Origin of the sequence: Cryobacterium sp. TMN-39-2 (assembly GCF_004402745.1) — a bacterium.
GTDB classification, from domain to species: domain Bacteria; phylum Actinomycetota; class Actinomycetes; order Actinomycetales; family Microbacteriaceae; genus Cryobacterium; species Cryobacterium zongtaii.
The window spans coordinates 156,008-179,684 of sequence record NZ_SOFX01000027.1; the positions used below are offsets into that span (position 1 = coordinate 156,008).

Genomic DNA, 23,677 nt, shown 5'->3' on the forward strand with positions numbered 1-23,677 from the left:
CTCAAGAGACGGGTGCGTCCGCTCGGATGGCGTCGATGCTGCTGCCCAGGATGCTGTCGAGAATACGGTGGGCCACCGACAATTTCGTTCCGTCGGCCTCCATCACTATATCTCCGGCGCCGTCCAGGACCTCGATTTGATTACGTTCGGTGGCGAACCCCTGCGTCCAACCGACCCTGTTGAGTACCAGGAGGTCGCAGCCCTTGCGGAGGATCTTGGTGCGGCCGAGTTCGCGGCGCGCCGTGTCGTCGGCTTCGGTTTCGGCGGCGAACCCCACGATGACCTGACCGGGGCGCCGGTCCTGCACGAGGCCGACGAGCACGTCGGGGTTGCGCACCAGGTCGAGGGTGACCCGGTCGCCCGCCACATCCTTCTTGATCTTGCCGTCCTGCACCTCCGCGGGCCGGTAGTCCGCGACGGCGGCGGCCATGATGACGATGTCGGAGGCTGCGGCGGCGTCCCGCATCGCCTGCTGCAGGTCCAGGGTGGTGCTGACGCTGTGCACGGAAGCGCCGGACGGTGCAGCGACCTCTAGGTGCGCGGCGACCAGGGTCACGACGGCTCCCCTGGCCAGGGCCGCTTCGGCCAACGCGACGCCCTGGCGCCCGCTGGACCGGTTGCCGAGGAAGCGCACGGGATCGAGGGGTTCTCGGGTGCCGCCGGCGCTGATCAGCACGTGCCGGCCGGCCAGGTCCGGAACCTGAACACTCGCGGGGGTGTCCGCGCGGTGGGCGGCGAGGGCGGCGAGGGCGGCGTCCACGATGGCGTCGGGGTCTTCCATCCGGCCCTGCCCGGAATCGGAGCCGGTCAACCGGCCGATGCCCGGTCCGACGATGGTGACGCCCCGACGGCGGAGCGTGGCGATGTTGGCCACCGTGGCGGGGTTGTTCCACATCTCGGTGTGCATCGCGGGGGCGATCACGAGCGGGGCGGTGCTGGCGAGGATGGTGTTGCCCAGCAGGTCGTCGGCCAGGCCGAGGGCAATCTTGGCGATGCTGTTGGCGGTGGCAGGGGCGATCACGATGAGGTCGGCGGACTGGCCGATGGCCACGTGACGCACCTCGGCAACGCCCTCGTAGAGGTCGGTGTGCACGGGGTTGCGGGAGATCGCCTCGAGCGTCGGCTTGCCGACGAACCGCAGTGCAGCCTCCGTGGCGACGACGTGGACGTCGTCCCCGAGCAGCACAAAAGCGCGCACGACGTTGACGGCCTTATAGGCAGCGATGCCGCCGGTTACCCCGACGACTATCGTGCGACCAGTCGACATCCTGCGCGCTTACGTGAGAGCTGCGTCGAGTTATTCGACGATGGGCTTCGAGGTGAGCTTGTCCTCGTTGATTTCGCGCAGCGCCACGGAGAGCGGCTTGTCGTCGACGGTGGAGTCGACGAGCGGTCCGACGTTGTCGAACAGGCTGCCTTCGTGAAGGTCTGCGTAGTAGTCGTTGATCTGGCGGGCGCGCTTGGAGGCGAAGATCACCAGGGCGTACTTGGAATCGACCTTGGTGAGCAGGTCGTCGATGGGCGGGTCAATGATGCCAGTGGGCTTGTTGGGCACGCTGTCACACTCCTTCATGCTGTTCAAGCAAAATGTACGGGCTGCGCGGTCATTCCGTTGGTTTCCGTGGCCGGAAACCGGACATTGACCACGTTGATGCGCCTGGTCGACGCGAGGAATTCAAGTACAGCGGGCGCTACGACGGCGCCGATGCCTTGCGAATCTGCATCAAGTCTACGACTTCTTCGGCCGCTTCGGCCACGTCGCTGTTTACGACGCGGTAATCGAACTCGCCCTGGGCGGCCAATTCGAGCTTCGCGGTCTCCAGCCGGCGGGCCTGTTCGGCCGAATCCTCGGTGCCGCGCCCGATCAGGCGGCGCACCAGTTCGTCCCAGGTGGGTGGCAGCAGAAAGACCAGACGGGCCTCCGGCATCGCCCGGCGCACCGAGCGGGCACCCTGGATGTCGATCTCGAGCAGAACGCTGTTGCCGTCGGCGATGGCCGCGTCGACGGGGCCGCGCGGGGTGCCGTAGCGGTAGGCATTGTGCACGGTGGCATATTCCAGGAGTTCGCCGGCCTCGATCATCCGGTCGAACTCGGCGTCGTCGACGAAGAAGTAGCTGACGCCCTCGACCTCGCCGGCACGCGGGGCCCTGGTGGTCGCGGATACCGACAGGTGTACCTCGGGGTGGTGCTCACGAATGTGCGCGGCAACGGTTCCTTTGCCGACCGCGGTCGGTCCGGCGAGGACCACGAGCCTGGAGTCCGGCGCACCCCTGCGGGCGGTGGGCCGGGCGGCGAGGAAGTCGCGCAGCCGGTCGCGCTGGTGCTTGCCGAGGCCGCCCAGGCGCTTGGACGGCGAGATCTCCAGCCGGGTCATGATGCGCTGCATCTTGGTCACCCCGATGGCGGGGATGCTCACGAGAAGCTCGGTCACCCTCAGCCGGCCCTCCACGCCGTTCGGTTCCTTGACGGCGGCGGCGAGCACATCGAGGGAGGTACGTTCACCGGCCGCGACCTGTGCTTTCACGGCTGCGCGGGCTCGTCGGGCTGCGACGGCGGCGCGGGAGGCCGCGACGCGGTCGACGTCGGGTGGGGTAGGGCGATTATCAGCCACGGGTCGCTCCAGCTTCGGTTGATCGGCGGGTTATCTCATCGGCCACACGGGCGGGACCGGCGGATAAAACGCTGCGCGATTCACTCACGATAACGCCTTGAGCGTATCCGCCAAACAAACCGGCCAGATCGGTGGGATTCGCACCCTGGTGGCCGAAGCCCGGGGCGAGCACCGGGGTGACGACCGGGGCGGCCGGGGCATGGGTGTCGATGCCGAAGTCGGCCAGCGAAACCGTGGCCCCGAGGACCACGCCGATCGACCCGAACGAACCCGCCGGCACGCGGTCGGCGTTGATGGCGGCAACCTGGTCGAGCACCGACGCCGCCACGGAACGGCCCGCGTGGGCTCCGTCCGCGAGCACGGCCTGCTGCAGGTGGGCGGCCTCCGGATTGGAGGTCGCGGCGAGCAGGAACAGTCCCTTGTGATTGTCCGCGGCGAGGTCCACGGTGCTGTTCAGCGAGCCGACCCCCATGTACGGGTTCACGGTGATGGCGTCGACCTCGAGCGGCGAGCCCTGGCTCAGCCAGGCCTGGCCGTAGGCTTCGACACTGGTGCCCAGGTCGCCGCGTTTGACGTCGGCGATGACCAGAAGGCCCTCCGCCCGCGCGTCGGCGAGCACTCGTTCCAGTGCCAGGTAGCCGGCGGAGCCGAACCGCTCGTAGAACGCCACCTGGGGCTTGACGATGCCCACCCGTCCCGCGGCGGCGGCCACGACAGCCCGGCCGAAGCTTTCGGCCCCTGCGGCGGTGTCCGGCAGGCCCCAGTCGGTCAGCAACCAGGAGTGCGGGTCGATGCCGACGCAGAGCCGGCCGAATCGGGCGAAGGCACCGTGCAGACGTGCACCGAAGGCTTCGGCGCTGGCTACGGGTTCGGCTGGGATCTCTGCGCCGGCTGGAGTCACAGTGCCGCCGCCCGTTTCGCCGCGTACTCCTGCAGGCTGGTGACCTCGAAGCCGGTACGGATCGAGTCGATCGACGCGACGGCGGCGCTCAGCTCCGCGATGGTGGTGAACAGGGGCAGGTCGCCGGCGACAGCGGCGGCGCGGATCTCGTAGCCGTCGGCGCGTGCGGTGCGACCGTTCGGTGTGTTGATCACGATCTGTACCTCCTCGCGCCGGATCAGGTCGACGACGGTGTCCACGGACTCATCGGCCTTTTCGCTGAACTTTGCCACCACTGTGGCCCCGATTCCGTTCCGCTGCAAAACTTCGGCGGTTCCCTCGGTGGCCATGATCGTGTAGCCCAGCTGCGAGAGGCGCAGCATCGGCAGGATCACAGCGCGCTTGTCCCGGTCGGAGACCGACACGAAGACCGTTCCGGTGAGCGGGATTCCGCCGTAGGCGGCGAGCTGGCTCTTGGCGAACGCCCGCGGGAAGTCGCGGTCGATACCCATGACCTCTCCGGTGGAACGCATCTCCGGGCCGAGCACCGAGTCGACGATGAGGCCTTCCTTGGTGCGGAACCTGTTGAATGGCAGCACCGCTTCCTTCACGGCGACCGGCGAGTCCATCGGCACTCGGGAACCGTCGATCAGCGGCAGTTGGCCGTTGGCCTTGAGCTCGGCGATGGTGGTGCCGACCATGATCAGCGAGGCGGCCTTGGCCAGCGTGATACCGAGCGCCTTGGCGACGAACGGGACGGTGCGGGACGCGCGCGGGTTGGCTTCGAGCACGTAGAGCACCCCGGCGCCGATGGCGAACTGCACGTTCAGCAGTCCGCGCACGCCGATGCCCTGGGCGATGGCCAGGGTCGCGTCGCGGACCCTGTCGATCTCGGCGCGGCCGAGGGTGACCGGCGGCAGGGTGCAGCTGGAGTCACCGGAGTGCACGCCGGCCTCTTCGATGTGTTCCATCACGCCGCCGATGTAGAGCTCGTGGCCGTCGTAGATGGCGTCGACGTCGATCTCGATGGCGTCGTCGAGGAAGCGGTCCACCAGCAACGGGTGCGACGGGCCGATGATGCCCTGGCCCTGCATGCGTGTGAAGTAGTCGGCCAGGGAGGCACTGTCGTAGATGATCTCCATGCCGCGGCCGCCGAGCACGTAGCTGGGGCGCACGAGCACCGGGTAGCCGATCTCCTCGGCCACGACGACGGCGCCGCTGTAGTCGGTGGCCACCCCGTTGCGGGGCGCGAGCAGGCCGGCGTCGGCGAGGATGCCGCTGAACAGGCCACGTTCCTCGGCCAGGTCGATCGCCGTCGGGGAGGTGCCCAGGATCGGGATGCCAGCGGCTTCCAGTCCCTTGGCCAGGCCCAGGGCGGTCTGGCCGCCGAGCTGCACGACCACGCCGACGAGTTCGCCGCTCTGGCTTTCGGCGTGGATGATCTCCAGCACGTCTTCCAGGGTGAGCGGTTCGAAGTAGAGCCTGTCGCTGGTGTCGTAGTCGGTGGAGACCGTCTCCGGGTTGCAGTTGATCATGATGGTTTCGTAACCGGCCTCGGAGAGGGCGAACGAGGCGTGCACGCAGGAGTAGTCGAACTCGACGCCCTGGCCTATCCGGTTCGGGCCGGAACCGAGGATGACGACCTTCCTCCGGTCGGACGGGACGACCTCGGTCTCCTGGTCGTAGCTCGAGTAGTGGTACGGGGTGAGGGCGGGGAACTCGCCGGCGCAGGTGTCGACGGTCTTGAACACCGGGCGTACGCCGAGGATGTGCCGGACCTTGCGCACATCCGCTTCGCCGAAGCCGCGGAGCTCGCCGATCTGGGCGTCGGAGAAGCCGTGGTCCTTGGCGGTGCGCAAGATCTCGGTGTCGAGGGTGTCCGAGGCGGCGACGGCATCGGCGATCTCGTTGATGAGCACGATCTGGTCGAGGAACCACGGGTCGATCTTGGTGGCTGCGAAGAGCTGCTCGATGGTGGCGCCCTTGCGCAGCGCCTGCTGCACGGTGACGATGCGGCCGTCGGTGGGAACCTCGGCGATTTCGAGGAGCTCCTCGACCGTGCGGGTCTCCGCACCCCAGTGGAAGGAGGAGCCGCGCTTTTCGAGCGAGCGGAGCGCCTTCTGCAGGGCTGAGGCGTAGTTGCGGCCGATGGCCATGGCCTCACCGACCGACTTCATGGTGGTGGTCAGGCGCTGGTCGGCCTTGGGGAACTTCTCGAACGCGAACCTGGGCACCTTGACGACGACGTAGTCCAGGGTGGGTTCGAAGCTGGCCGGGGTCACCTTGGTGATGTCGTTGGGGATCTCGTCGAGGCGGTAGCCGAGGGCCAGCTTCGCGGCGATCTTGGCGATCGGGAATCCGGTGGCCTTGCTGGCCAGTGCCGAGGAGCGGGACACCCGCGGGTTCATCTCGATCACGATGATGCGGCCGTTGGCCGGGTCGATGGCGAACTGGATGTTGCAGCCGCCGGTGTCGACGCCGACGGCGCGGATGATGTCGATGCCGATGTCGCGCAGCTTCTGGTACTCGCGGTCGGTGAGGGTGAGCGCCGGCGCGACGGTGATGGAGTCGCCGGTGTGCACGCCGACGGGGTCGACGTTTTCGATCGAGCAGACGACCACCGTGTTGTCGGCGGTGTCGCGCATCATCTCGAGCTCGTATTCCTTCCAGCCGAGGATGGACTCCTCCAGGAGCACCTCGGTGGTCGGGCTCTGGTGTAGGCCGTCGCCGACGATGCGGCGGAGCTCGGCTTCGGTGTACGCGAAGCCGGAGCCCAGGCCGCCCATGGTGAAGGACGGGCGCACCACGAGTGGGTAGCCGAGGTCCTCTGCGAAGCCGACGGCCTCTTCCACGGTGTGCGCGATGTAGGACTTGGCTACGTCAGCGCCGGCGTCGAGCACCAGCTGCTTGAAGATCTGGCGGTCTTCACCCTTGTTGATCGCTTCGAAGCTGGCGCCGATGAGCTCGACGTTGTACTTGGTGAGGATCCCGCGCTCGTGCAGGGCGATGGCCGCGTTGAGGGCCGTCTGGCCGCCCAGGGTCGGCAGGATCGCATCCGGACGCTCCTTGGCGATGATGGTCTCGAGGATCTCCGGGGTGATCGGCTCGATGTACGTCGCGTCGGCGAAGTCGGGGTCGGTCATGATGGTGGCCGGATTGGAGTTGACCAGGATGACCCGGACGCCCTCCTCGCGGAGGACCCGGCAGGCCTGGGTACCCGAGTAGTCGAACTCGCAGGCCTGACCGATGACGATCGGGCCGCTTCCGATGACGAGGACGCTGTTGATATCGTCGCGCTTGGGCATTACTTGGCGTCTCCTGCTCCGGCGGCCGCGTGCGCGACCACCACATCCCTGAACCTGTCGAAAAGATAGTTGGCGTCGTGCGGGCCGGCCGCGGACTCCGGGTGGTACTGCACCGAGAAGGCCGGGATGTCCAGGCACCTGATGCCCTCGACGACCTGGTCGTTGAGGCTGTAGTGGCTGACCTCCACGCGGCCGAATCCGGTCGAGGATTCGCTGATGCCCTCGATGGGCATGTCCACGGCGAAGCCGTGGTTCTGCGAGGTGATCTCGACCCGGCCGGTGGCCTTGTCGAGCACCGGCTGGTTGATGCCGCGGTGGCCGAACGGCAGCTTGTAGGTGCCGAAGCCGAGGGCACGGCCCAGCAGCTGGTTGCCGAAGCAGATGCCGAAGTACGGCACGCCGGCGCGCATCACTTCCTGCAGCAGCGTCACGTGGGCGTCGCTGGCGGCGGGGTCACCGGGGCCGTTCGAGAAGAACAGGGCGGTCGGGTTCAGCGAGAGCACGTGCTCCGCGGTGATCGACTGCGGGAGCACCAGGACCTCGAAGCCGCGCTCGGCGAGGTAGTTGAGAGTAGAGGTCTTGACGCCGAGGTCGAGCACGGCGACAGAGCCGATGCGTTCGCCCTGCGCCGGAATCGAGTACGGCTCGACGGTGGAGACAGCGTCGGACAGGTTTCGGCCTCGCATGCTGGCCCCGCGGCGGACGAGTTCGAGCTGTTCGCCCTCGGAGAGCTCATAGCCGTCGCCGGAGAAGATGCCGCTGCGCATGGAACCCAGCGAGCGGATGTGCCGGGTGACGGCGCGGGTGTCGATGCCGCTGATGCCCACGACCCCGTTCGACTCGAGGTCGGCGTCGAGGGTGCGCTGGGAGCGGAAGTTCGACGGTATTCTGGCGGGCTCGCGCACCACAAAACCGGAGACCCAGATGCGGGAGGATTCCATGTCGTCGTCGTTGGCGCCGGTGTTACCGATGTGCGGCGCGGTCATCAGCACGATCTGGCCGGCGTAGGAGGGGTCGGTGAGAGTCTCCTGGTAGCCGGTCATGCCGGTGGCGAAGACGATCTCGCCGAGGGTCTGGCCGAGGCTGCCGTAGGCGCGTCCCACGTATCGGCTGCCGTCTTCGAGGACGAGTACGGCCGGGGCCGGTGTGGTTGTTGGGTAGCTCACGGGCTACACCTCACTTTCTTCGGTGCCGAATTCTGTATTGCCAGGTTCTGTCGTGCCGGGTTCTGTCGTGCCGGGTTCTGCAGTGATAGATCTGATCGCTTCGGTGATGGCCCGCCGGTCGACGGGGTCGCTGAAACGGAAGTAGCTGTCGACACCGGTGGGGGTGTCGGGGTCCGTGGTGTCAACGCCAACTGAGTTCAGCCGCCAGCCGAGCAGCAGCAGGCCGCCAGGCTCGACCACCCGGTCGATGGCGACGGTGGCGTCGGCGACGAGCTGCACGGCATCCGCCGGGATGAACAGGGCCGGCGAGCCGGCGAGTTCGAGCAGCACGCCCTCCTCGGTGACGGTCACGCCGCCGCGGGCACGGAAGCCGAGTCCGGGGATGTTCAGGCGTTCCAACGGTGTGTCGCGGGGGGTGGTGGCGACGTACAGGGCTGCGGCGGAGGCCAGTTCACGGCCGCGATCGGCGGGCTGCGGGTAGCCGGCGGGCAGCGCGGCATCCCGCTTGGTGCGCCGACGCCAGGAGCGCAGCATCAGGGCGAGGACGGCGAGGAGGACCAGCGCCGTGATGATCGTCGCGATCGTGCGGCTACTCATGGGCGCCCCGTACCAACGGACCCCGGGCGGCTTCGATCTGGGCCGTACTCTGCAGCACGCCGTCGAGCACAGTGGCATAACCGCGGTGGAAGGTGGCCAGCACCTGGCCGGGCAGCGTCATCTGAAGGTAGGGAGAGTTGACGCCCTTGCCGATCAGATTCTCACGGCCGAACACCCGGCGGGCGCTCGGGTCGTAGAGGGTGAGTTCGGCGGGGGCGCCGACAGCGAGCTGTTGGCCCTGGCCCTGGATGCGCCCGATCCGGGCCGGGGTCGTCGACATCACCCTGACGAGGTCGCTCCAGCCGAGGAACCCGGTCTCCACCACGGCGGCGTGGGCCACCGACAGGGCGGATTCGAGGCCGACCATGCCGTTGGCGGCGGCGTCCCATTCACAGTCCTTGGACTCGACGGGGTGCGGGGCGTGGTCGGTGGCGATGATGTCGATGGTGCCGTCGGCCAGACCCTGGCGCAGGGCTTCGACGTCTTCGCGGCGGCGGAGCGGCGGGTTCACCTTGTAGCGGGCGTCGTAGCCGGCCACGAGTTCCTCGGTGAGCAGCAGGTGGTGCGGGGTGACCTCCGCGGTCACATTGATGCCGCGGGCCTTGGCCCAACGCACCACGTCGACGGCACCGGCGGTGGAGAGGTGGCAGACGTGCAGGCGCGAACCCACGTGTTCGGCCAACAGTACGTCGCGGGCGATGATCGATTCCTCGGCGACGGCGGGCCAGCCGGTGAGGCCGAGCTCGCTGGAGAGGGCGCCCTCGTTCATTTGTGCGCCAACCGTGAGGCGCGGTTCCTGGGAGTGCTGGGCGACGACACCGTCGAAGGCCTTGACGTACTCGAGGGCCCGGCGCATCAGGAGCGGGTCGGAGACGCAGAAGCCGTCGTCGGAGAAGACCCGCACATTGGCGCGGCTTGCGGCCATGGCGCCGAGTTCGGCGAGGCGTTCACCGGCCAGGCCGACGGTGACGGCACCGATCGGCTGCACGGTCACGTAGCCGGCGCTCTCCCCCAGCGCGAGCACCTGCTCGACGACGCCGGCGGTGTCCTGCACGGGTGAGGTGTTCGCCATGGCGAATACCGTGGTGAACCCGCCGATGGCTGCCGCCTGGCTGCCGGTGAGCACGGTTTCGCTCTGCTCGTAGCCGGGTTCGCGGAGGTGCGTGTGCAGGTCGACCAGGCCGGGCAGTGCGAGGAGCCCGTCGGCGTCGATGACGGTCGCGCCGGCATCCGACAGCTGGGTGCCGGTCGCGGTGATGACACCGTCGGCCAGCAGCAGGTCGGTGGTGGTTCCGTCGCTCAGCTGTGCTCCACGCACAAGGTAGCGTTCGCTCGACATTTCAGTGATCCTCTCGGTCGCCCGATAACAACAGGTACAGCGCGGCCATGCGCACTGATACCCCGTTTGCGACCTGTTCGCGCACGGTGGACCGGTCGGAGTCGGCCGCGGCGGAGGAGATCTCCAGGCCGCGATTCATCGGTCCGGGGTGCATGACAATGCTATGCGACGACAGCCGGGCGAATCGCTCGTCGTCCAGGCCCCAGCGGCGGGAGTACTCCCGGCTGTTCGGGAAGAACGCGGCGTTCATCCGCTCGGCCTGGATGCGCAGCATCATCACCACATCGGGGCCGGCGTCGATGGCCGCGTCGAGGTCGTAGCCGATAGCGGCCGGCCAGGCCGACGTATCGGCGGGCACCAGGGTGGGCGGGGCGATGAAGGTGACGTGTGCGCCGAGGGTGTTCAGCAGCCACAGGTTGGAGCGGGCGACCCTGGAGTGCAGGATGTCGCCGACGATGGTGACGGTGACGCCGTCGAGCCCGCGGCCGCGGGAGGCCCCATCGTGCAGGCGGCGGCGGATGGTGAATGCGTCGAGCAAGGCCTGGGTGGGATGTTCGTGGGTACCGTCGCCGGCGTTGATGATGCCGGCGTCGATCCAGCCGCTGCCGGCCAGCACCTGCGGGGCTCCTGACGCGGGGTGCCGGATGACGACGCCGTCAGCGCCCATGGCGGCGAGGGTCTGGGCGGTGTCCTTGAGGCTTTCGCCCTTGGAGACGCTGGAGCCCTTGGCGCTGAAGTTGATCACGTCGGCGCTGAGTCGCTTGGCGGCGGCCTCGAAGGAGATGCGGGTGCGGGTGGAGTCCTCGAAGAAGAGGTTCACCACGGTCTTGCCGCGCAGGGTCGGGAGTTTCTTGACCTCCCGGTTGGCCACATCGGCCATGTCTTCGGCGATGTCGAGCAGGCTGATGGCCTCGTCGCGGCTGAGCGCCTTGGTGGAGAGCAGGTGCCTCATGACTCCATTCCTCCCTCAATGCTGACGAACTCATCGCCGTCGACCTCGGTGACGTGCACGTTGATGCGTTCGTGCGTGGCGCTGGGCAGGTTCTTGCCCACGAAGTCGGCGCGGATCGGCAGCTCGCGGTGGCCGCGGTCCACCAGGACGGCCAGCCGCACGACGCTGGGGCGGCCGTGGTCGCCGAGGGCGTCCAGGGCGGCGCGGATGGTGCGGCCGGAGTAGAGCACGTCGTCGACCAGGACCACGGTGGCACCGTCGATGCTGCCCGGCACCTGGGTGGGCGCGGGGGTACGGGTGCGGGTGTGCGCGAGGTCGTCACGGTACATGGTCACGTCGAGAGAGCCGACGCGCACGGCGGCGGATGCCGGTTCGATGCGCTGGATGATCTCGGCTATCCGCTGGGCGAGGGCCACTCCCCTGGTGGGGATGCCCAGAATGACCAGGTTCTCGCTTCCACGATTGGACTCCAGGATCTCGTGCGAGATCCGAGTCAACGCTCGGGTGATGTCAGCCTGGGTGAGCACGGTGCGCTCCGTCAAACCGACCTCCTTTCCCGTCTCACAGGACGGCTCTTAAAGTAGGTCATTAGTACCTTTAGACCCTAGCATCCCCGTCGCGGAGCCTTCGGCAGTGTCGGTGGTAGGTGAGACGATCTCATCATGAGTAACCCCGACCAGGCAGTACCGCCCGCTCCGGATGATGACGACCGCTCTCCGGAGTCCGCTCCACCTGGCTCCGCCCCCTCCCCTGTCGACCCGACCGCTTTCGAGCCGTACGTCTCCAACCCGTCCCTGGACGAGTTGGTCTGCTCGGAGCTGGCCCGCCGCACCGAGCTGATCGCGGCCGAGGCCCGCGCCATCGCCATCGCGCAGGCCCGGCAGGCCGAGTTCCTCGTCGCCCTGCAGGGCTGGAGTGAGGACCCGCACGTCTCCTCGCGCCTGCACGGCAACCCGGAGAGCATCCGGCTGGCCGACGTGAACGCGGCCACCCTGACGGAGGATCAAGCCCGCGCGGCCGCCCATAGCCAGTGGGAGGACCGGGACGTGGCCCGCCGCACGATTGTGAGTGAGACCGCCTGCCTGCTGCGCCTGTCCGAACGCACCGTGGAGCACCTGATGGACCAGTCCCTCTGGCTCATGGCCGCCCCGGCGACCTTCGAGGCCCTCTCGACCGGAGAGATCAGCTATCGACACGCGACCGCGCTCGTCGACCAGATGCGCACCCTGCCGATGGAGGACCAGGCGGCGTTCGAAGAGAAGGTGCTGCCGGAGGCCAAGCGCCTGCCGGTGGGCCGGTTCATCGATAAGGCCCGCCGGTTGCGGGAGCGGCTGCACCCGGAGTCGATCGTGACCCGCAGCACAAACGCCCTCGCCGAACGGCACAGCCGCTGGGAGGCCGCCCCGGATGGGATGGGCTGGTTGCACTGGTACGGCACCGCCCACGACACCAAGGCCGCCTATGACCGGATCAACGGCATCGCCGTGAAGCTGAAGAAGACCGGCAACCCGGCGCCGGCCGACACCGCGTCCGACACCGCCGGCAGCGGAAGCGGCACCGCATTCGGCCTCAGCCCAGACGCCGCGGAAGTGCTCCCGACCCGCACCCTCGACCAGCTCCGCGCCGACATCACCGCCGCCCTGTTGCTGGACGGCATCACGCCCGACGGGATGGGCGCCGGCATCCGCGGCACGGTGATGGTCACCGTGCCCGTGCTGACCCTGCTGGGCTTGGACGAGGAACCCGGCACCCTCGAGGGGTACGGGCCGATCTCGCCGGAGGTCGCGCGGGAGATCGCCGGGCACGCACCGAGCTTCACCCGGCTGCTGACCCACCCGGAGACCGGGGTGGTGCTCTCGCTGGGCAAGACCCAGCACAAGAACACCAAGGCCATGAAGAAATACCTGCGGGTGCGCGATGAAACCTGCCAGTTCCCGGGCTGCTCCCGACCCGCGGTGACCAGCGATGTCGACCACACCGACCCCTGGGCCGGCGGCGGCAACACCGACTGCGACAACCTCGCCCACCTCTGCGAACCCCACCACCGCCTCAAACACCTCAGCCAGTGGCGAGTCACGCAGGAACCCGGCGGGATCCTGCACTGGACCTCGCCCGGCAAACGCAGCTACCGCACCGACCCGGCCAACCCGATGGGACCACCCCGACCCCGGCCACCGGTCGTGGGGCCGAAAACCCGGAAGCGGCCCGCCGGCGAGAGTTACCTGATGCCCCGGCAGCGGCCGAGTCGGAAGCCGACCCCACCGGTGCCCGAGAACCCACCGTTCTAAGGCCCACAAGCCCGCGCTCGTTGAAGCGGATGTCTCGATGCGTCGCAGACCTCGCGCAACCACCTCGGGGTGACTAGCCTGCCTTGCGACACAACTCCGCGATCTGCGATGCAGCGCGCCCGTGGCGCCAGGAGGTGATCTGATGAGCCCCGCTGACAACGACCGTCCTCAGGATCGGCACGGTGACCCACCCGACGACCAGCGTCCGGTTCCGGCTGACGACCCGGCGAACGATGTACCCGTCGACCCGATGGTGGACGCCGCCGCTGACGTCCCAACCGCCGAACCTGAACCTGCCGGCACCCACCGTCAGAACCGGCGCGAAGCCACCGGGCATGCATCGACGGCCAGGTCCGAGTCGCGGGAACCCTCGAACGTCGACTCGGAGGTCGGCGCTCCGGCCGGACCCATCAGCTTCGTGCGGCGACGCGAGATCGAGGCCGTGCACGATGAGATCGAGCTCACCACGGGCGACGCGGCCCGCACCCTCGTCGGCGTGAAGAAATATCGTGAGGCCCTGTTCGCGAACTATTTCCGTGCGCGTGCGCCCTTCGTCGTGACCTGGCCGGATAACCTCTACATCCCTGCCGACGCCGACTATCGCACCTATTGGAGTTCACCGGCCCCCGACGATCATCGCTTTCGGTATCGGTGGGCGAACGGCCGCGACGGGCAGCCGGATGGCAGCGACGCGTCGGAGAAGACCGGACGACTGTTCAGCTGGGTGAACGCCTCCGCGATGGACTCCGGTGATATCGGGTTCGCCGGAACCGGGGTGACGCTCGTGCCCCGGGCCAGCCTCTCGTCGGTGACGGTCACGGCCTCGGTAGACCTGGTAGCCGAGAGCCGGTGGTGGTTCCTGCCGGCCGGACCGATCGGGTTCGCGGCCTTCTCGTACCGGGGCACCGCGTATGTCGCCGGTTGGGAGATCGACCCGATCACCGGGGCCTGGGAGCTGCTGAGCCCGTTCGGCTCTCGGACCCTCTTTGCTTTCGACGAGAGCGGCAAGGGTGGTTCGGCGATCAGTTCACAACGGCATGCCTTCACCGACCTCTCGGTGACCCTCCAGCTGCGCGGGTCCAGGACCTACGCGATCGGCGTGGCCCTGGAGGCGCAGATCTCGTTGGAGTGCCGCGACAAGTCGGGGACCCCCTATCGGCCCCAGCCCGGCGACGACGTGAAGCTCTGGGCGTCGATCGCCGGTATGGTTCCGAGCATCACCCTGGCCACCTGAACGGCAGGCTAGCTGGTCACGCCCAGGATGGCGTCGGCGAGAGCCTGCGGGTCGCCGATCGGGCCGTCGTACTGAACTCCGTCGATCAGGACGGTGGGCGTGCCCTGGATCGACGCGATCTCAGCGCCGGGGATCGGGCCGGTCAGCGCGGCATCCGTGTTCTGCTGCGACCAGGCGTGATACTGCTCGCCCGTGACGCACTCGGCGATGGACGAGCCGCCGTCGGACAACGCCACGAGTTCATCGTCGCTGAGGCCGGTGGTGCCCTCGGTCGGCTGATTCGCGAACAGCGCGGCCAGGTAGTCGAGGGTGGACTCGGGGTTGATCGAGGCTTCGCAGGTCAGCGCGGCGGACGCCCGCGTGGAGTACTCGCTGCCCTGCGAGGCTTCGTCGAGGAAGGTCAGCGAGTGCAGTCGCAGGGTGATGCTGCCGTCCTCGACCAGGGCAGCCAGGGTGTCTCCGTTGGCGATGTCGAACTGGCCGCAGTACGGGCACATCGGATCGATGTACAGGTCGACGACAGTGCTTCCGGTGCCGACGAGGAGGTAACCCTCGTCGAAGTAGGCGGCACCGATCTGACCGGTCGGCCCCGAAGTCGACTCGGATGTCACCGACGAGGTGGCGCCGGCGACAGCGGTGACGAACGCACCCATCGCCGCCGTGAAGAACACGAGCACCACGAGCAGGACCGCCGTGAGGCCGATGCTCGCGTAACCGAGTACGAGCCCGGCGATGGCGAGACCCTTGCCGGCCTCGCCGGTGCGCTTGATCTGGCTGAGCGCGATGTGCCCGGTGATCACGGCTGCGATGTTGCAGCAGAATCCGGTCACCAACGCCACGATCGCGAGGGTGTTCGTGCGCGGCGCAACGGGTCCGGCGTACGGGGTGGTGGGCGCGATGGAGGGCGGAGCCTTGAACGGCGCAGGCGCCGCGGGCTGGTCTCCCGGGTTACCGGCGGGGTACTCGCCAGTGTTTGCGTCGGTGGTCCCGTCGGTGCGTTCCGTCATGTTCTCCCCCTCATGAATCCGGTCCCGAGCGAGGCGCCCGGGACCGGTACTACGTGCTGCTCAAGCCGACGATGCGGTCGGCTTAGGCGGATGGCGCCGTCTGGGCGATGCGCCCGAGGAGTCCATTGACGAACCCGGCCGAGTCATCGGTCGAGAGCACCTTGGCGGCCTCGACGGCCTCGTCGATCGCGACGGCGTGCGGCACGGCGTCGTTGTACAGGATCTCCCAAATGCCGATGCGAAGGATGGCCCGGTCGATCGTGGGCATCCGCGAGAGCGTCCAGCCCTGCGAGTACGTCTCGATCAATTCGTCGATCTCCTCGCGGTGGTCGACGACGCCGTCCACGATGTCCCGGGCGTAGAGCCAGGACACCATGCGGGCCGGTTCGTTGGCGGCGCGCTCGGCCTCCATGGCCAGCGACTGCGGGATCGTGGTCTGACGGATGTCGGCGGCGTACAGGATATCGATGGCGCGCTTGCGCGCCTTGGTGCGGGCGCTCACTAGTTGACGCGGCCGAGGTAGTCACCGTTGCGGGTGTCAACCTTGACCTTGGTGCCCTGCTCGAGGAACAGCGGCACCTGGATCTGGTAGCCGGTCTCGACGGTCGCGGGCTTGGTGCCGCCGGTGGAGCGGTCGCCCTGCAGGCCCGGCTCGGTGTAGGTGATTTCAAGCACGACGGATGCCGGCAGTTCGACGTAGAGCGGGTTGCCGTCGTGCAGAGCGACGGTCACGGCCTGGTTCTCGAGCATGAAGTTGGCGGCATCGCCGACGACGGCGGCGGATACCGTGAGCTGGTCGTAGTCCGAGACGTCCATGAAGACGTACGATTCGCCATCCGCGTAAAGGTACTGGAAGTCGCGACGGTCGACGTTCTCGGTCTCGATCTTGGCGCCGGCGTTGAAGGTGCGGTCGACGGTCTTGCCCGTGACGACGTTCTTCAGCTTGGTGCGCACGAACGCGCCACCCTTGCCGGGCTTGACGTGCTGAAATTCGATGACGGCCCACAGCTGCTTGTCGATGTTGAGGACGACGCCATTTCTAATGTCGGCGGTAGATGCCATGAAGAGGTGTTCCGTTCGATTCAATTGGGAAGGTGCGCGACCAAAGGTCTCAGACGAGTGTAGCCGACACGCCGCGGCGGATCGATTCCGTGCGCCCAGGCGCTCGGGAGGAGGTCAGCCCAGGCGCACGATGTGGTCGAGGGCCAGGCGGTAGGAGTCGAAGCCGAATCCAGCGATGACTCCGGTCGCCACGGCGCTGACCACACTGGTGTGGCGGAAGGTCTCGCGGGCGTGCGGGTTGGAGATGTGGACCTCGACGAGCGGGATGCCGGCCTTGGTGACGAGGGCCGCGGCGTCGCGCAGCGCGTAGCTGTAGTGCGTGAACGCGGCAGGGTTGAGCACCACCGGTGTTGTCGTGTCCACGGCTTCGTAGAGCCAGTGGATGAGCTCGGCCTCGTCGTCGGTCTGACGCACATCGACGGTGACGTCCTCCGGTGCGGAATCGGTGAGCAGCGTCCACAGGTCGTCGAGGTCGGCTGAGCCGTAGACGTCAGGCTCCCGGCTGCCGAGGCGTCCGAGATTCGGGCCGTTCAAAACGAGGACTGTGCGCATGGACCCAGCCTAGGCCCGGCCGGGTCGAGAGCTAGGACAGCTGTTTGGCCATCCGGTAGTTGGTCATCCACACACCTCGGCTGACTGGATGCTGCTTCGCCTCGACGACGAATCCGTGCTGCTCGAAAAAGGGACGGGCGGTGATGCTCGCGTTAGTCCACAACGTGGCCGCGGTCAGCGATTTCGCTCTGCGTTCGATCGCACCCAGCAGGGCACTCGCAACGCCTCGTCGGCCGAACCGAGGTGACACGAACATCATGTCGATGTATCCGTCAGCGTTGACGTCGGAGAACCCGGCCACGTCTCCTTCGACTACCGCAACCACCGTTCCTCGCCCGGCCCTGGCAAGGTTCCATTCTTCGACATCGCGCTCCTCGGGCGCGGACCATGCGGCAATCTGTTCGGGCGAGTAGTGCTGGGACGCCGTTGTTGTCACGGCGTCCAGAAAGACGGCGAGAGTGCTCGGCGCGTCTTGAGGGGCGTAAGCGCGAACCGTCACGGATTCACCGGGGATAGTCATCGACCCATCCGCCCGGTCGGGCGACGCAGTTCGCTCACGGTTCGATCGCCAAAAACGTAACCGACCACGATGAACACCCCCAGAGATGCTGTTCCGGCGGCGCCCAGGAGGAGGACTTTGCCACCGAAATCAGACGGAATCCCGATGAATGCCACCGCCGTCCACCCGACCATGAAACTCGCGAGCCCCGCGCCGAGCAGCCGGACGTAGCCGAGAGACGCGCGGTGTCCCCGAACGGGTACGTGGCCGAGACGCCGAAAGGTTCGTTGTAGCGCCCGATATGCAGTGAACCAGCCGGCAAAGTTGGCGAGAGTGACGCCCGCCGCGATACCGATCACGGTGAGAGTCGGCGGCAGCATCAGCGCGGATGCGGCGGCCCCCGCCGCGGAGAGCACCGCGATGACGAGCTGAGTGAGGAACGGGCCGCGGGCGTCCTGGAGAGCGAAGGAGGTTCGGTTGAGCACGTAGGCCTGGCTGAAGCCGACGAGCCCGATCGAGAGGACCTGCAGCACCTGTCCGATGCTCGGGTTGCCGAACAGCACCGTGGTGATGAGCGGTCCCAGCGCGGCGAACGCGGCGCTCGCGGCGATCGCGACATAGGCGACAGGCTTCGTGGCCAGGCTCGAGAGTGACTCGGTCGCAGTGAAGTCGTGGCGGGCGGCATACCCGCTCATCCGGGTGTACAGAGCGGTGGTCAGGGACACCGTGACGATTCCATGCGGCAGCAGCATCAGGAGGTATGCGAGTGACAGCGAGTTCAGGCTCGGCCCATCGATGCCCAGTCGATGCAGCGTCTCGCCGGCGTTGTTGGCGACGTTGGCGGTGACCAGGTAGGTGACCTGGCCGGCAACCACGCCCAGGAGCGTCCAGCCGGCCACGGCCGACATCTCCCCCAGACCGCTGACGCCCCAGCGCAGGCGCAGCCGAAACCCGATGGTGCGAAGGGGGACCGCGAGAAGAAGGCTCTGGACGGCGATGGCGAGGGTGGCGGAACCGCTGAGGACCGCGATCATCGATGGACTCCACGTGCCGACGTCCCCCAATCCGGACGGCAGAACGAGGAGGAACACCAGGATCCCCCCGATCCCCACTAGGTTCGAGATCGCGGGCGCCCAGGCCGGGGCACCGAATACTCCCCGCGCGTTGAGGACCTGCGACAGAACGGCGAAGGCGATAAGGAAGAAGATCTGAGGCAGGCACCAGTACGCCATCGACGTTGCCAGTCCTCGCCATTCCGGCGACCAGGTCGTCGCGTAGAGCCAGACGATGCCCGGGGCGCACAGGGTAAGGACGACCGTGGCCACGGCTCCACCGACCAGAACAATGGTCAGGAGCCGGTCGGTATTGTCCTGCCCGACCGAGCCGGCGTTCAGGTTCCGGACGATCTGCGGAACGAGCACGGCGCCGAGCACTCCCCCGGCGATCAGGGCGAACAGATAGGTGGGAGCCGAGTTGGCGATCTCGAAGGTCTGCCCGCCGACGCCGGCGCTGGTTCCGCCGATGGCAGCCACCAGGAAAATTGCCTTCACAAAACCCAGCGCTCGCGACACCAGCGTGGCGGTCATCATCGATCCGACCGAGCCCCGCACGCTCACACGCACGCACCGCGCAGTGCGAACTGACACCCAGCCGATCCAGAATCCCCCATTTGCCAAGACTCCCACAGGTCAGGCAACATTTCCCCGCTGTCTGGGGCACCTGACTAGGTTGGGCTCATGCACGGCGCAGACGTGGACCCGATGGCTGTTCCCCCGCCACCGGGCCCACGTCTATTCGGTTGGCGCGGACCTCGGCGATCGCATCCTGACTGCCGTGCTGGCACGCGAGCACCTTCCGTATTCGGAAATCTCCTTCGAGACCCGCACCGGACGTCCTAGTCCGCCACAGCCTTCCGCGCCGCGGCCACCTCGGAGCCCTGGCGCTCGATGAAGACGATGAAGACGCGGTACAGCACGAGGCCGAGGGCAGCGACTCCCGTGAGGATCAACAACACCGATCCGTAGGAGGAGGCCTGGGCGCCGTCGGTGATGCCGCCCAACAGGTTGGGCTGCAGCTTCATCAGCGTTGCGGTGTAGGCGATGCCGACCGGAACGGCAATGTTGATGGTGAGGTTGTAGAAGCCAATGGCGATACCGGAGTTTGCGACCGGCACCCGCTCAATGGCAGTCGACACGAGCGGGCCGTACATCAGCGCAAAGGCCATCGGGAACAGGCTCATCGAGATCACGAAGATCCAGACTCCCTTATCCACCAGCAGGGCCGGGATCAGCAGTGACACGACGATCGCGACCAGCGCGATGGTGATGGCTTGCTTTGAGGAGAGGTACTTGGCGATCTTGCCGGTAAGAGTGCCCACAATCACGGCGGCGACGTAGCCGGGGATCAGCAGCAGGGCGACTTCGCCGAGGTTGTAGCCGTAGACGTCGGAGATCAGGAACGAGAACAGGAAGGTGTAGCCCAGCTGTACGGAGTAGGTGATGAACACCACGATGATCATGAGTGAGTACTGAGCGTTGGCGAAGAACGCGCTGGTGATCACGGCGTTGTCGTGGGTACGGATGTGCCAGATGAAGAGAGCCAGCCCGGCAACAACCGGCAACAGATACCACAGGTTGAAGTTCTGCATGAACATGATCAGGCCGGTGGCGAAGACCGCGATCAGGAACAGGCCGAATACGTCCACATGGCCGCCGCCCGTCGCTTCCTTGGGCACCGTGCGCAACACGACAGGGATGGCAAGCAGTGAAAGCAGTGCGACCAGGAAGAAGGCAGCCCAGCCGATGTAGGTGGCGATGAAGCCACTTCCAACGGTGCCGATCAGCAGCGACAACTGGAAGGCCGCGGTGCTGAAGCCCAGATACTTCTTCTGCTCGTCGCCCCTGAAGTGCTTGGTCACGTAGATCACGTAGAGCGTCTCGGCGGCCGCCAGGCCGGCGCTCTGAATCAGCCGACCGACCAGGATCATCGAGAAGTTGCCCTGGAAGACGAAGCCGACGAGCGACCCGACGGTCATCAAGATGATCGCGAAGATGATGAGTTTGCGGATGCTGATCGAGTCGGCCAGCGCGGCGTAGACCACGGCGCCGATACCGATCAGGATGCCGGCCAGAGTGGCCTGCAGGCTGACGGTGGTGACCGGAAGGTTGAGACTATCCGCCAACGCCGGCGACATGAATTTGAAGCCGTTGTCCAGCACCAGCGAGAACACGAAGAGGATCAGCAGGATGGGGATGGCCCGGCTCGGCTTGACGGCCTGGGTGAGAACGGAGGGGCGGGTTGCGGTGCTCATCAGGCGAGTTCCAGCGCGATCTCGATCATGGAGGTGAAGGCGGTCTGCCGTTCCTCCGGGGTGGTCTTGGCGTGAGTGAGGATGTGGTCGCTGACGGTGAAGATGCCCAACGCATCGACGCCCGCGGCCGCGGCGTTGGCGAACAGACCCGCCGACTCCATCTCAACGGCCAGAATGCCCATCTTCATCCACTTGCCCATGGCGTCGGAGTCCGCGCCGTAGAACACGTCGGATGAAAGAACGTTGCCAACGTGGGTGCGTTGGCCGCGCTCGTCGGCGGCCCGCTTGGCCTGCTCCAGCAGCCTGTACGACGACAGTGGTGCCCACTGACCGGGCAGGTTGAACTGGTGCAGGTAGTTGGAGTCGGTCGAGGCGCCCTGCGCGATGACGACGTCGTAGAGCTCCATGCCTTCCTGCATGGCGCCGCAGCTACCCACCCGGATCAGGTTCTTGACGCCGAAGTGGTGGATCAGCTCGTAGCTGTAGAGCGAGATTGAGGGAATGCCCATTCCCGTGCCCATGACGGACACGGGGCGCCCGCGGTAGGTGCCGGTGAAACCCAGCATGTTGCGAACCTCGTTGAAACAACGGATGTCGTCCAAGTAGGTCTCGGCGATGAACTTGGCTCGCAGCGGGTCGCCGGGAAGCAGGATCGTCTCGGCAATGTCCACCCCCTTCGGATCGATGTGGGGCGTGCTGGTCGTGGTGGGTGTACTCATGGGGACTCCATTGTCTGAACTGCGGCATTGTCTGAACTCAGGCATTGCCTGAACTGCGGCGCGTGGACTACAACGCTCGGATTGCACTTGCAGTATGAGGTTATACCTCTGCGGGCACATGTCGAACGTGATAGCGTCGGGCACACAAGGAGGTCTCGTGACGACCAGTCTGGAATCCCACACGTTCCTGCAGCAGCAGCTCCAGCTCGCCGTCGGCCAGCCCATTCGAGTTGCGGTCTACACGCGGCTGGCTGAAGGCATCCGCTCTGGCGTGTTCAGGCTCGGCGAGATGCTGCCACGGGAAATCGAACTCTCGGCAACGCTCGGGGTGAGCCGCACTCCGGTGCGCGAGGCGCTGATGCTCCTCGAGGAAGACGGGTTGCTGGTCACCCGGCGCGGTGTCGGGCGGTTCGTCACCGAGTCCATCCCGCACGGCGGACTCGAGCAGCTACGGCCGTTCGAGATCGCCCTCGCCGACCCGAACATGACGATTACCGTGCAGCCGGTGCGCTTCGAGCTCGAAGGGGCTACCGACTTCGTGTCCCACCGGCTCGCGCTCGACCCGGCTGCGAACGCCTGGATCCGCGAGAGCGTCTTGCTGCACGATGGGCGTCCCGTTGCAACGGTTCAGGAACATCTCCCCGCTGGGCGCTACCTCAGTGATGTGAGCGCGCGGATCGCCTCCGAACTCGTGGAGCTCGCCGCTCAACCACGAACCCTTCTCGCCTCCATGCAGGCCAACGGTCACGTCTTCACCAACGGTGTGTGCCAGATCGTCGCCACCGACGCCGGCCCCACGCGGGCGAAGCTGCTGAACATCGATCCGTCAGCGGCGGTCCTCATCCTCACCCAGACTGCCGACCACAGCGGAGTGCCGCTGTACGCCGCCAAGTGTGTCATCGCGCCTGGCCACGGGTCGCTGTCGGTCATGCAGCACAACCCGAACTGACCCGTCAACCACGTCCAGGATTCGAGGGCACGCATGCGATCAAGCGAACCGATACCGGGCGAGCCGTGGCCGCACGACATGGTCATCACCGTCGACGATCAACCTGGTTCGCTTCTGGAACTGCTCTGGGTCAGAGAGGCACACCAGCTGCAGCCTGGCGGGGATGATCTCCCGCCGCTGCTGTCGGAAACGCCCCTGGTGGTTCGCGATTCCGCGGTCGATGCCGAAACTCGCGCGGCCTGGGCGGAGGCCTGGCCACGCGTCTGGGACGCCGCCGCAGCGCATGCGGGTGAGGAAAGGGACCCGGGGGTGTTCGAGGAGATTCAGCGCACCGTCGTCGGATCGACCGAGCGGGCCGACCTTCTCCACCGCATCGTCGGCCCGAACTGGCGCGACCTTTTTGGCGACACGGCATTCAACAGCGCGTCGTACCGAACGTGGTCGGACGCGGCCGCACACACCCAGCTAATGGCATTGCCGGCCAAACTTGAGGACAGCCCCGAGCGGCGCAGCCTCCCCGGGCTCATCCGCGCCTGGCAGGCGGGCCTGACGAAGATCGTCAGCATCCCCTGCCGGGGCGAGTTCACGCGAACAGTCGGCCGGACCGGCCTTCTCCTGACCAACACGACCAGAGAGGACAGTGACGGTTACCAGCGGGCACTGCGCACCTTCGTCTGACCCCCGGCACTCCGACATCGCCAAATTTGTTCCCTACCCGGTGAACGAATCCATCAACTCCGAGCGGATGATGAAGCGCACGCCGCGTGGAGCCTCGGCCGAGAAGCCACCGCCGCGACCCTTGACGGTGTCGATGAGCAGGGCGGTGTGACTCCAGTACTCGAACTGTTCGGCGGAGATCCAGAAGTCGATCACCTGTTCGGGCTCTCCCGCCGGCGCGATGTCGAGCCGGCCGAGCAGCACGTCTTGGTCGGAGGTGATGAACTCCCCCGCCGGAAAGCACATCGGCGAACTGCCGTCGCAGCAGCCGCCGGACTGGTGGAACATCAGCGGCCCGTGCTCCTCCCAGAGGCTTCGCAACAGGTCGACGGTGGCCTGCGCCAGCGCCACCCTGGACCGGGTCTCCCCCGGGATGGTGATGGACGCTTCGACCGCGGGCGCGAAGGGCGCATCCGGGACTGGCGTGATGAGGTCGGTCATGGGTTCCTCCAACTGCGGGTGGAGCGCTACGGGCGTTTGTGGGAGGCG

At 67.0% G+C, this 23,677-nt stretch carries 23 protein-coding genes; 4 read left to right on the plus strand and 19 right to left on the minus strand.

What is annotated here, in order from left to right:
- Window position 1: 1 nt before the first annotated feature.
- From coaBC to pyrR, 10 genes are all read right to left on the minus strand, one after another.
- On the minus strand, window positions 2–1,267 hold the full coding sequence (gene coaBC / locus E3O57_RS08780) for a bifunctional phosphopantothenoylcysteine decarboxylase/phosphopantothenate--cysteine ligase CoaBC (protein ID WP_103479504.1): 1,266 nt from the start codon (window positions 1,265–1,267) through the stop codon (window positions 2–4).
- A gap of 30 nt (window positions 1,268–1,297) precedes the next feature.
- Window positions 1,298–1,555: a DNA-directed RNA polymerase subunit omega gene (gene rpoZ / locus E3O57_RS08785; RefSeq protein ID WP_066595628.1), complete on the minus strand. Its 258-nt coding sequence runs from the start codon at window positions 1,553–1,555 to the stop codon at window positions 1,298–1,300.
- Window positions 1,556–1,691: 136 nt separating this feature from the next.
- Entirely contained in the window at window positions 1,692–2,612 is a 921-nt protein-coding gene (gene gmk, locus E3O57_RS08790) for a guanylate kinase (RefSeq protein ID WP_103479505.1), read from the minus strand.
- A complete protein-coding gene (gene pyrF / locus E3O57_RS08795; RefSeq protein WP_370289945.1) occupies window positions 2,605–3,513 on the minus strand; it encodes an orotidine-5'-phosphate decarboxylase in 909 nt (302 codons plus the stop codon). The genes gmk and pyrF overlap by 8 nt, the downstream gene beginning before the upstream one ends.
- Window positions 3,510–6,797: a carbamoyl-phosphate synthase large subunit gene (carB, locus tag E3O57_RS08800; protein WP_088456281.1), complete on the minus strand. Its 3,288-nt coding sequence runs from the start codon at window positions 6,795–6,797 to the stop codon at window positions 3,510–3,512. Before carB ends, pyrF begins: the two co-directional genes overlap by 4 nt.
- Window positions 6,797–7,963 (minus strand): glutamine-hydrolyzing carbamoyl-phosphate synthase small subunit, encoded by a 1,167-nt coding sequence (carA, locus tag E3O57_RS08805; RefSeq protein ID WP_103479506.1) that lies wholly within the window; start codon window positions 7,961–7,963, stop codon window positions 6,797–6,799. Before carA ends, carB begins: the two co-directional genes overlap by 1 nt.
- A gap of 3 nt (window positions 7,964–7,966) precedes the next feature.
- Entirely contained in the window at window positions 7,967–8,560 is a 594-nt protein-coding gene (locus tag E3O57_RS08810; protein ID WP_103479507.1) for a hypothetical protein, read from the minus strand.
- On the minus strand, window positions 8,553–9,899 hold the full coding sequence (locus tag E3O57_RS08815) for a dihydroorotase (protein ID WP_103479508.1): 1,347 nt from the start codon (window positions 9,897–9,899) through the stop codon (window positions 8,553–8,555). The genes E3O57_RS08810 and E3O57_RS08815 overlap by 8 nt, the downstream gene beginning before the upstream one ends.
- 1 nt (window position 9,900) lies before the next feature.
- The gene (locus tag E3O57_RS08820; RefSeq protein WP_088456285.1) at window positions 9,901–10,851 is read right to left on the minus strand and encodes an aspartate carbamoyltransferase catalytic subunit; all 951 of its coding nucleotides are present in this window, start codon (window positions 10,849–10,851) and stop codon (window positions 9,901–9,903) included.
- The gene (gene pyrR / locus E3O57_RS08825; protein ID WP_088456286.1) at window positions 10,848–11,393 is read right to left on the minus strand and encodes a bifunctional pyr operon transcriptional regulator/uracil phosphoribosyltransferase PyrR; all 546 of its coding nucleotides are present in this window, start codon (window positions 11,391–11,393) and stop codon (window positions 10,848–10,850) included. The genes E3O57_RS08820 and pyrR overlap by 4 nt, the downstream gene beginning before the upstream one ends.
- A 120-nt stretch (window positions 11,394–11,513) precedes the next feature.
- Here pyrR and E3O57_RS08830 point away from each other — a divergent pair, with 120 nt between their 5' ends.
- Window positions 11,514–13,139, plus strand: coding sequence for an HNH endonuclease signature motif containing protein (locus E3O57_RS08830; protein WP_134456584.1), 1,626 nt, complete (start codon window positions 11,514–11,516; stop codon window positions 13,137–13,139).
- A 142-nt stretch (window positions 13,140–13,281) separates the two neighbouring features.
- Entirely contained in the window at window positions 13,282–14,373 is a 1,092-nt protein-coding gene (locus E3O57_RS08835) for a hypothetical protein (protein ID WP_103479510.1), read from the plus strand.
- A gap of 8 nt (window positions 14,374–14,381) precedes the next feature.
- On the opposite strand, the gene E3O57_RS08840 is transcribed toward E3O57_RS08835, so the two are convergent.
- From E3O57_RS08840 to deoD, 8 genes are all read right to left on the minus strand, one after another.
- Window positions 14,382–15,380, minus strand: a complete 999-nt coding sequence (locus E3O57_RS08840; RefSeq protein ID WP_103479511.1) for a DUF4190 domain-containing protein — start codon at window positions 15,378–15,380, stop codon at window positions 14,382–14,384.
- 82 nt (window positions 15,381–15,462) lie between these two features.
- Complete coding sequence (gene nusB / locus E3O57_RS08845; protein WP_088456290.1) at window positions 15,463–15,882, minus strand: transcription antitermination factor NusB; 420 nt, start codon at window positions 15,880–15,882, stop codon at window positions 15,463–15,465.
- On the minus strand, window positions 15,882–16,442 hold the full coding sequence (gene efp / locus E3O57_RS08850) for an elongation factor P (protein ID WP_088456291.1): 561 nt from the start codon (window positions 16,440–16,442) through the stop codon (window positions 15,882–15,884). Before efp ends, nusB begins: the two co-directional genes overlap by 1 nt.
- Window positions 16,443–16,556: 114 nt before the next feature.
- Complete coding sequence (gene aroQ, locus E3O57_RS08855) at window positions 16,557–16,994, minus strand: type II 3-dehydroquinate dehydratase (RefSeq protein ID WP_088456292.1); 438 nt, start codon at window positions 16,992–16,994, stop codon at window positions 16,557–16,559.
- A 31-nt stretch (window positions 16,995–17,025) separates the two neighbouring features.
- Window positions 17,026–17,430 (minus strand): GNAT family N-acetyltransferase, encoded by a 405-nt coding sequence (locus tag E3O57_RS08860; protein ID WP_241990354.1) that lies wholly within the window; start codon window positions 17,428–17,430, stop codon window positions 17,026–17,028.
- Between the two features lie 80 nt (window positions 17,431–17,510).
- Window positions 17,511–19,079, minus strand: coding sequence for a murein biosynthesis integral membrane protein MurJ (gene murJ / locus E3O57_RS08865; protein WP_165787954.1), 1,569 nt, complete (start codon window positions 19,077–19,079; stop codon window positions 17,511–17,513).
- Between the two features lie 308 nt (window positions 19,080–19,387).
- Window positions 19,388–20,803 (minus strand): MFS transporter, encoded by a 1,416-nt coding sequence (locus E3O57_RS08870; protein ID WP_103459843.1) that lies wholly within the window; start codon window positions 20,801–20,803, stop codon window positions 19,388–19,390.
- Window positions 20,803–21,522 (minus strand): purine-nucleoside phosphorylase, encoded by a 720-nt coding sequence (gene deoD / locus E3O57_RS08875; protein WP_103459844.1) that lies wholly within the window; start codon window positions 21,520–21,522, stop codon window positions 20,803–20,805. Before deoD ends, E3O57_RS08870 begins: the two co-directional genes overlap by 1 nt.
- A 157-nt stretch (window positions 21,523–21,679) precedes the next feature.
- On the opposite strand from deoD, the gene E3O57_RS08880 reads away from it, so the two are divergent.
- Both E3O57_RS08880 and E3O57_RS08885 read left to right on the plus strand, forming a co-directional pair.
- Window positions 21,680–22,471, plus strand: coding sequence for a GntR family transcriptional regulator (locus E3O57_RS08880; RefSeq protein WP_194088219.1), 792 nt, complete (start codon window positions 21,680–21,682; stop codon window positions 22,469–22,471).
- Between the two features lie 78 nt (window positions 22,472–22,549).
- Entirely contained in the window at window positions 22,550–23,149 is a 600-nt protein-coding gene (locus tag E3O57_RS08885) for a hypothetical protein (protein WP_133159790.1), read from the plus strand.
- 33 nt (window positions 23,150–23,182) lie between these two features.
- Here E3O57_RS08885 and E3O57_RS08890 read toward each other — a convergent pair whose 3' ends face one another.
- Window positions 23,183–23,629 (minus strand): DUF779 domain-containing protein, encoded by a 447-nt coding sequence (locus E3O57_RS08890; RefSeq protein ID WP_103479515.1) that lies wholly within the window; start codon window positions 23,627–23,629, stop codon window positions 23,183–23,185.
- Window positions 23,630–23,677 lie beyond the last annotated feature (48 nt).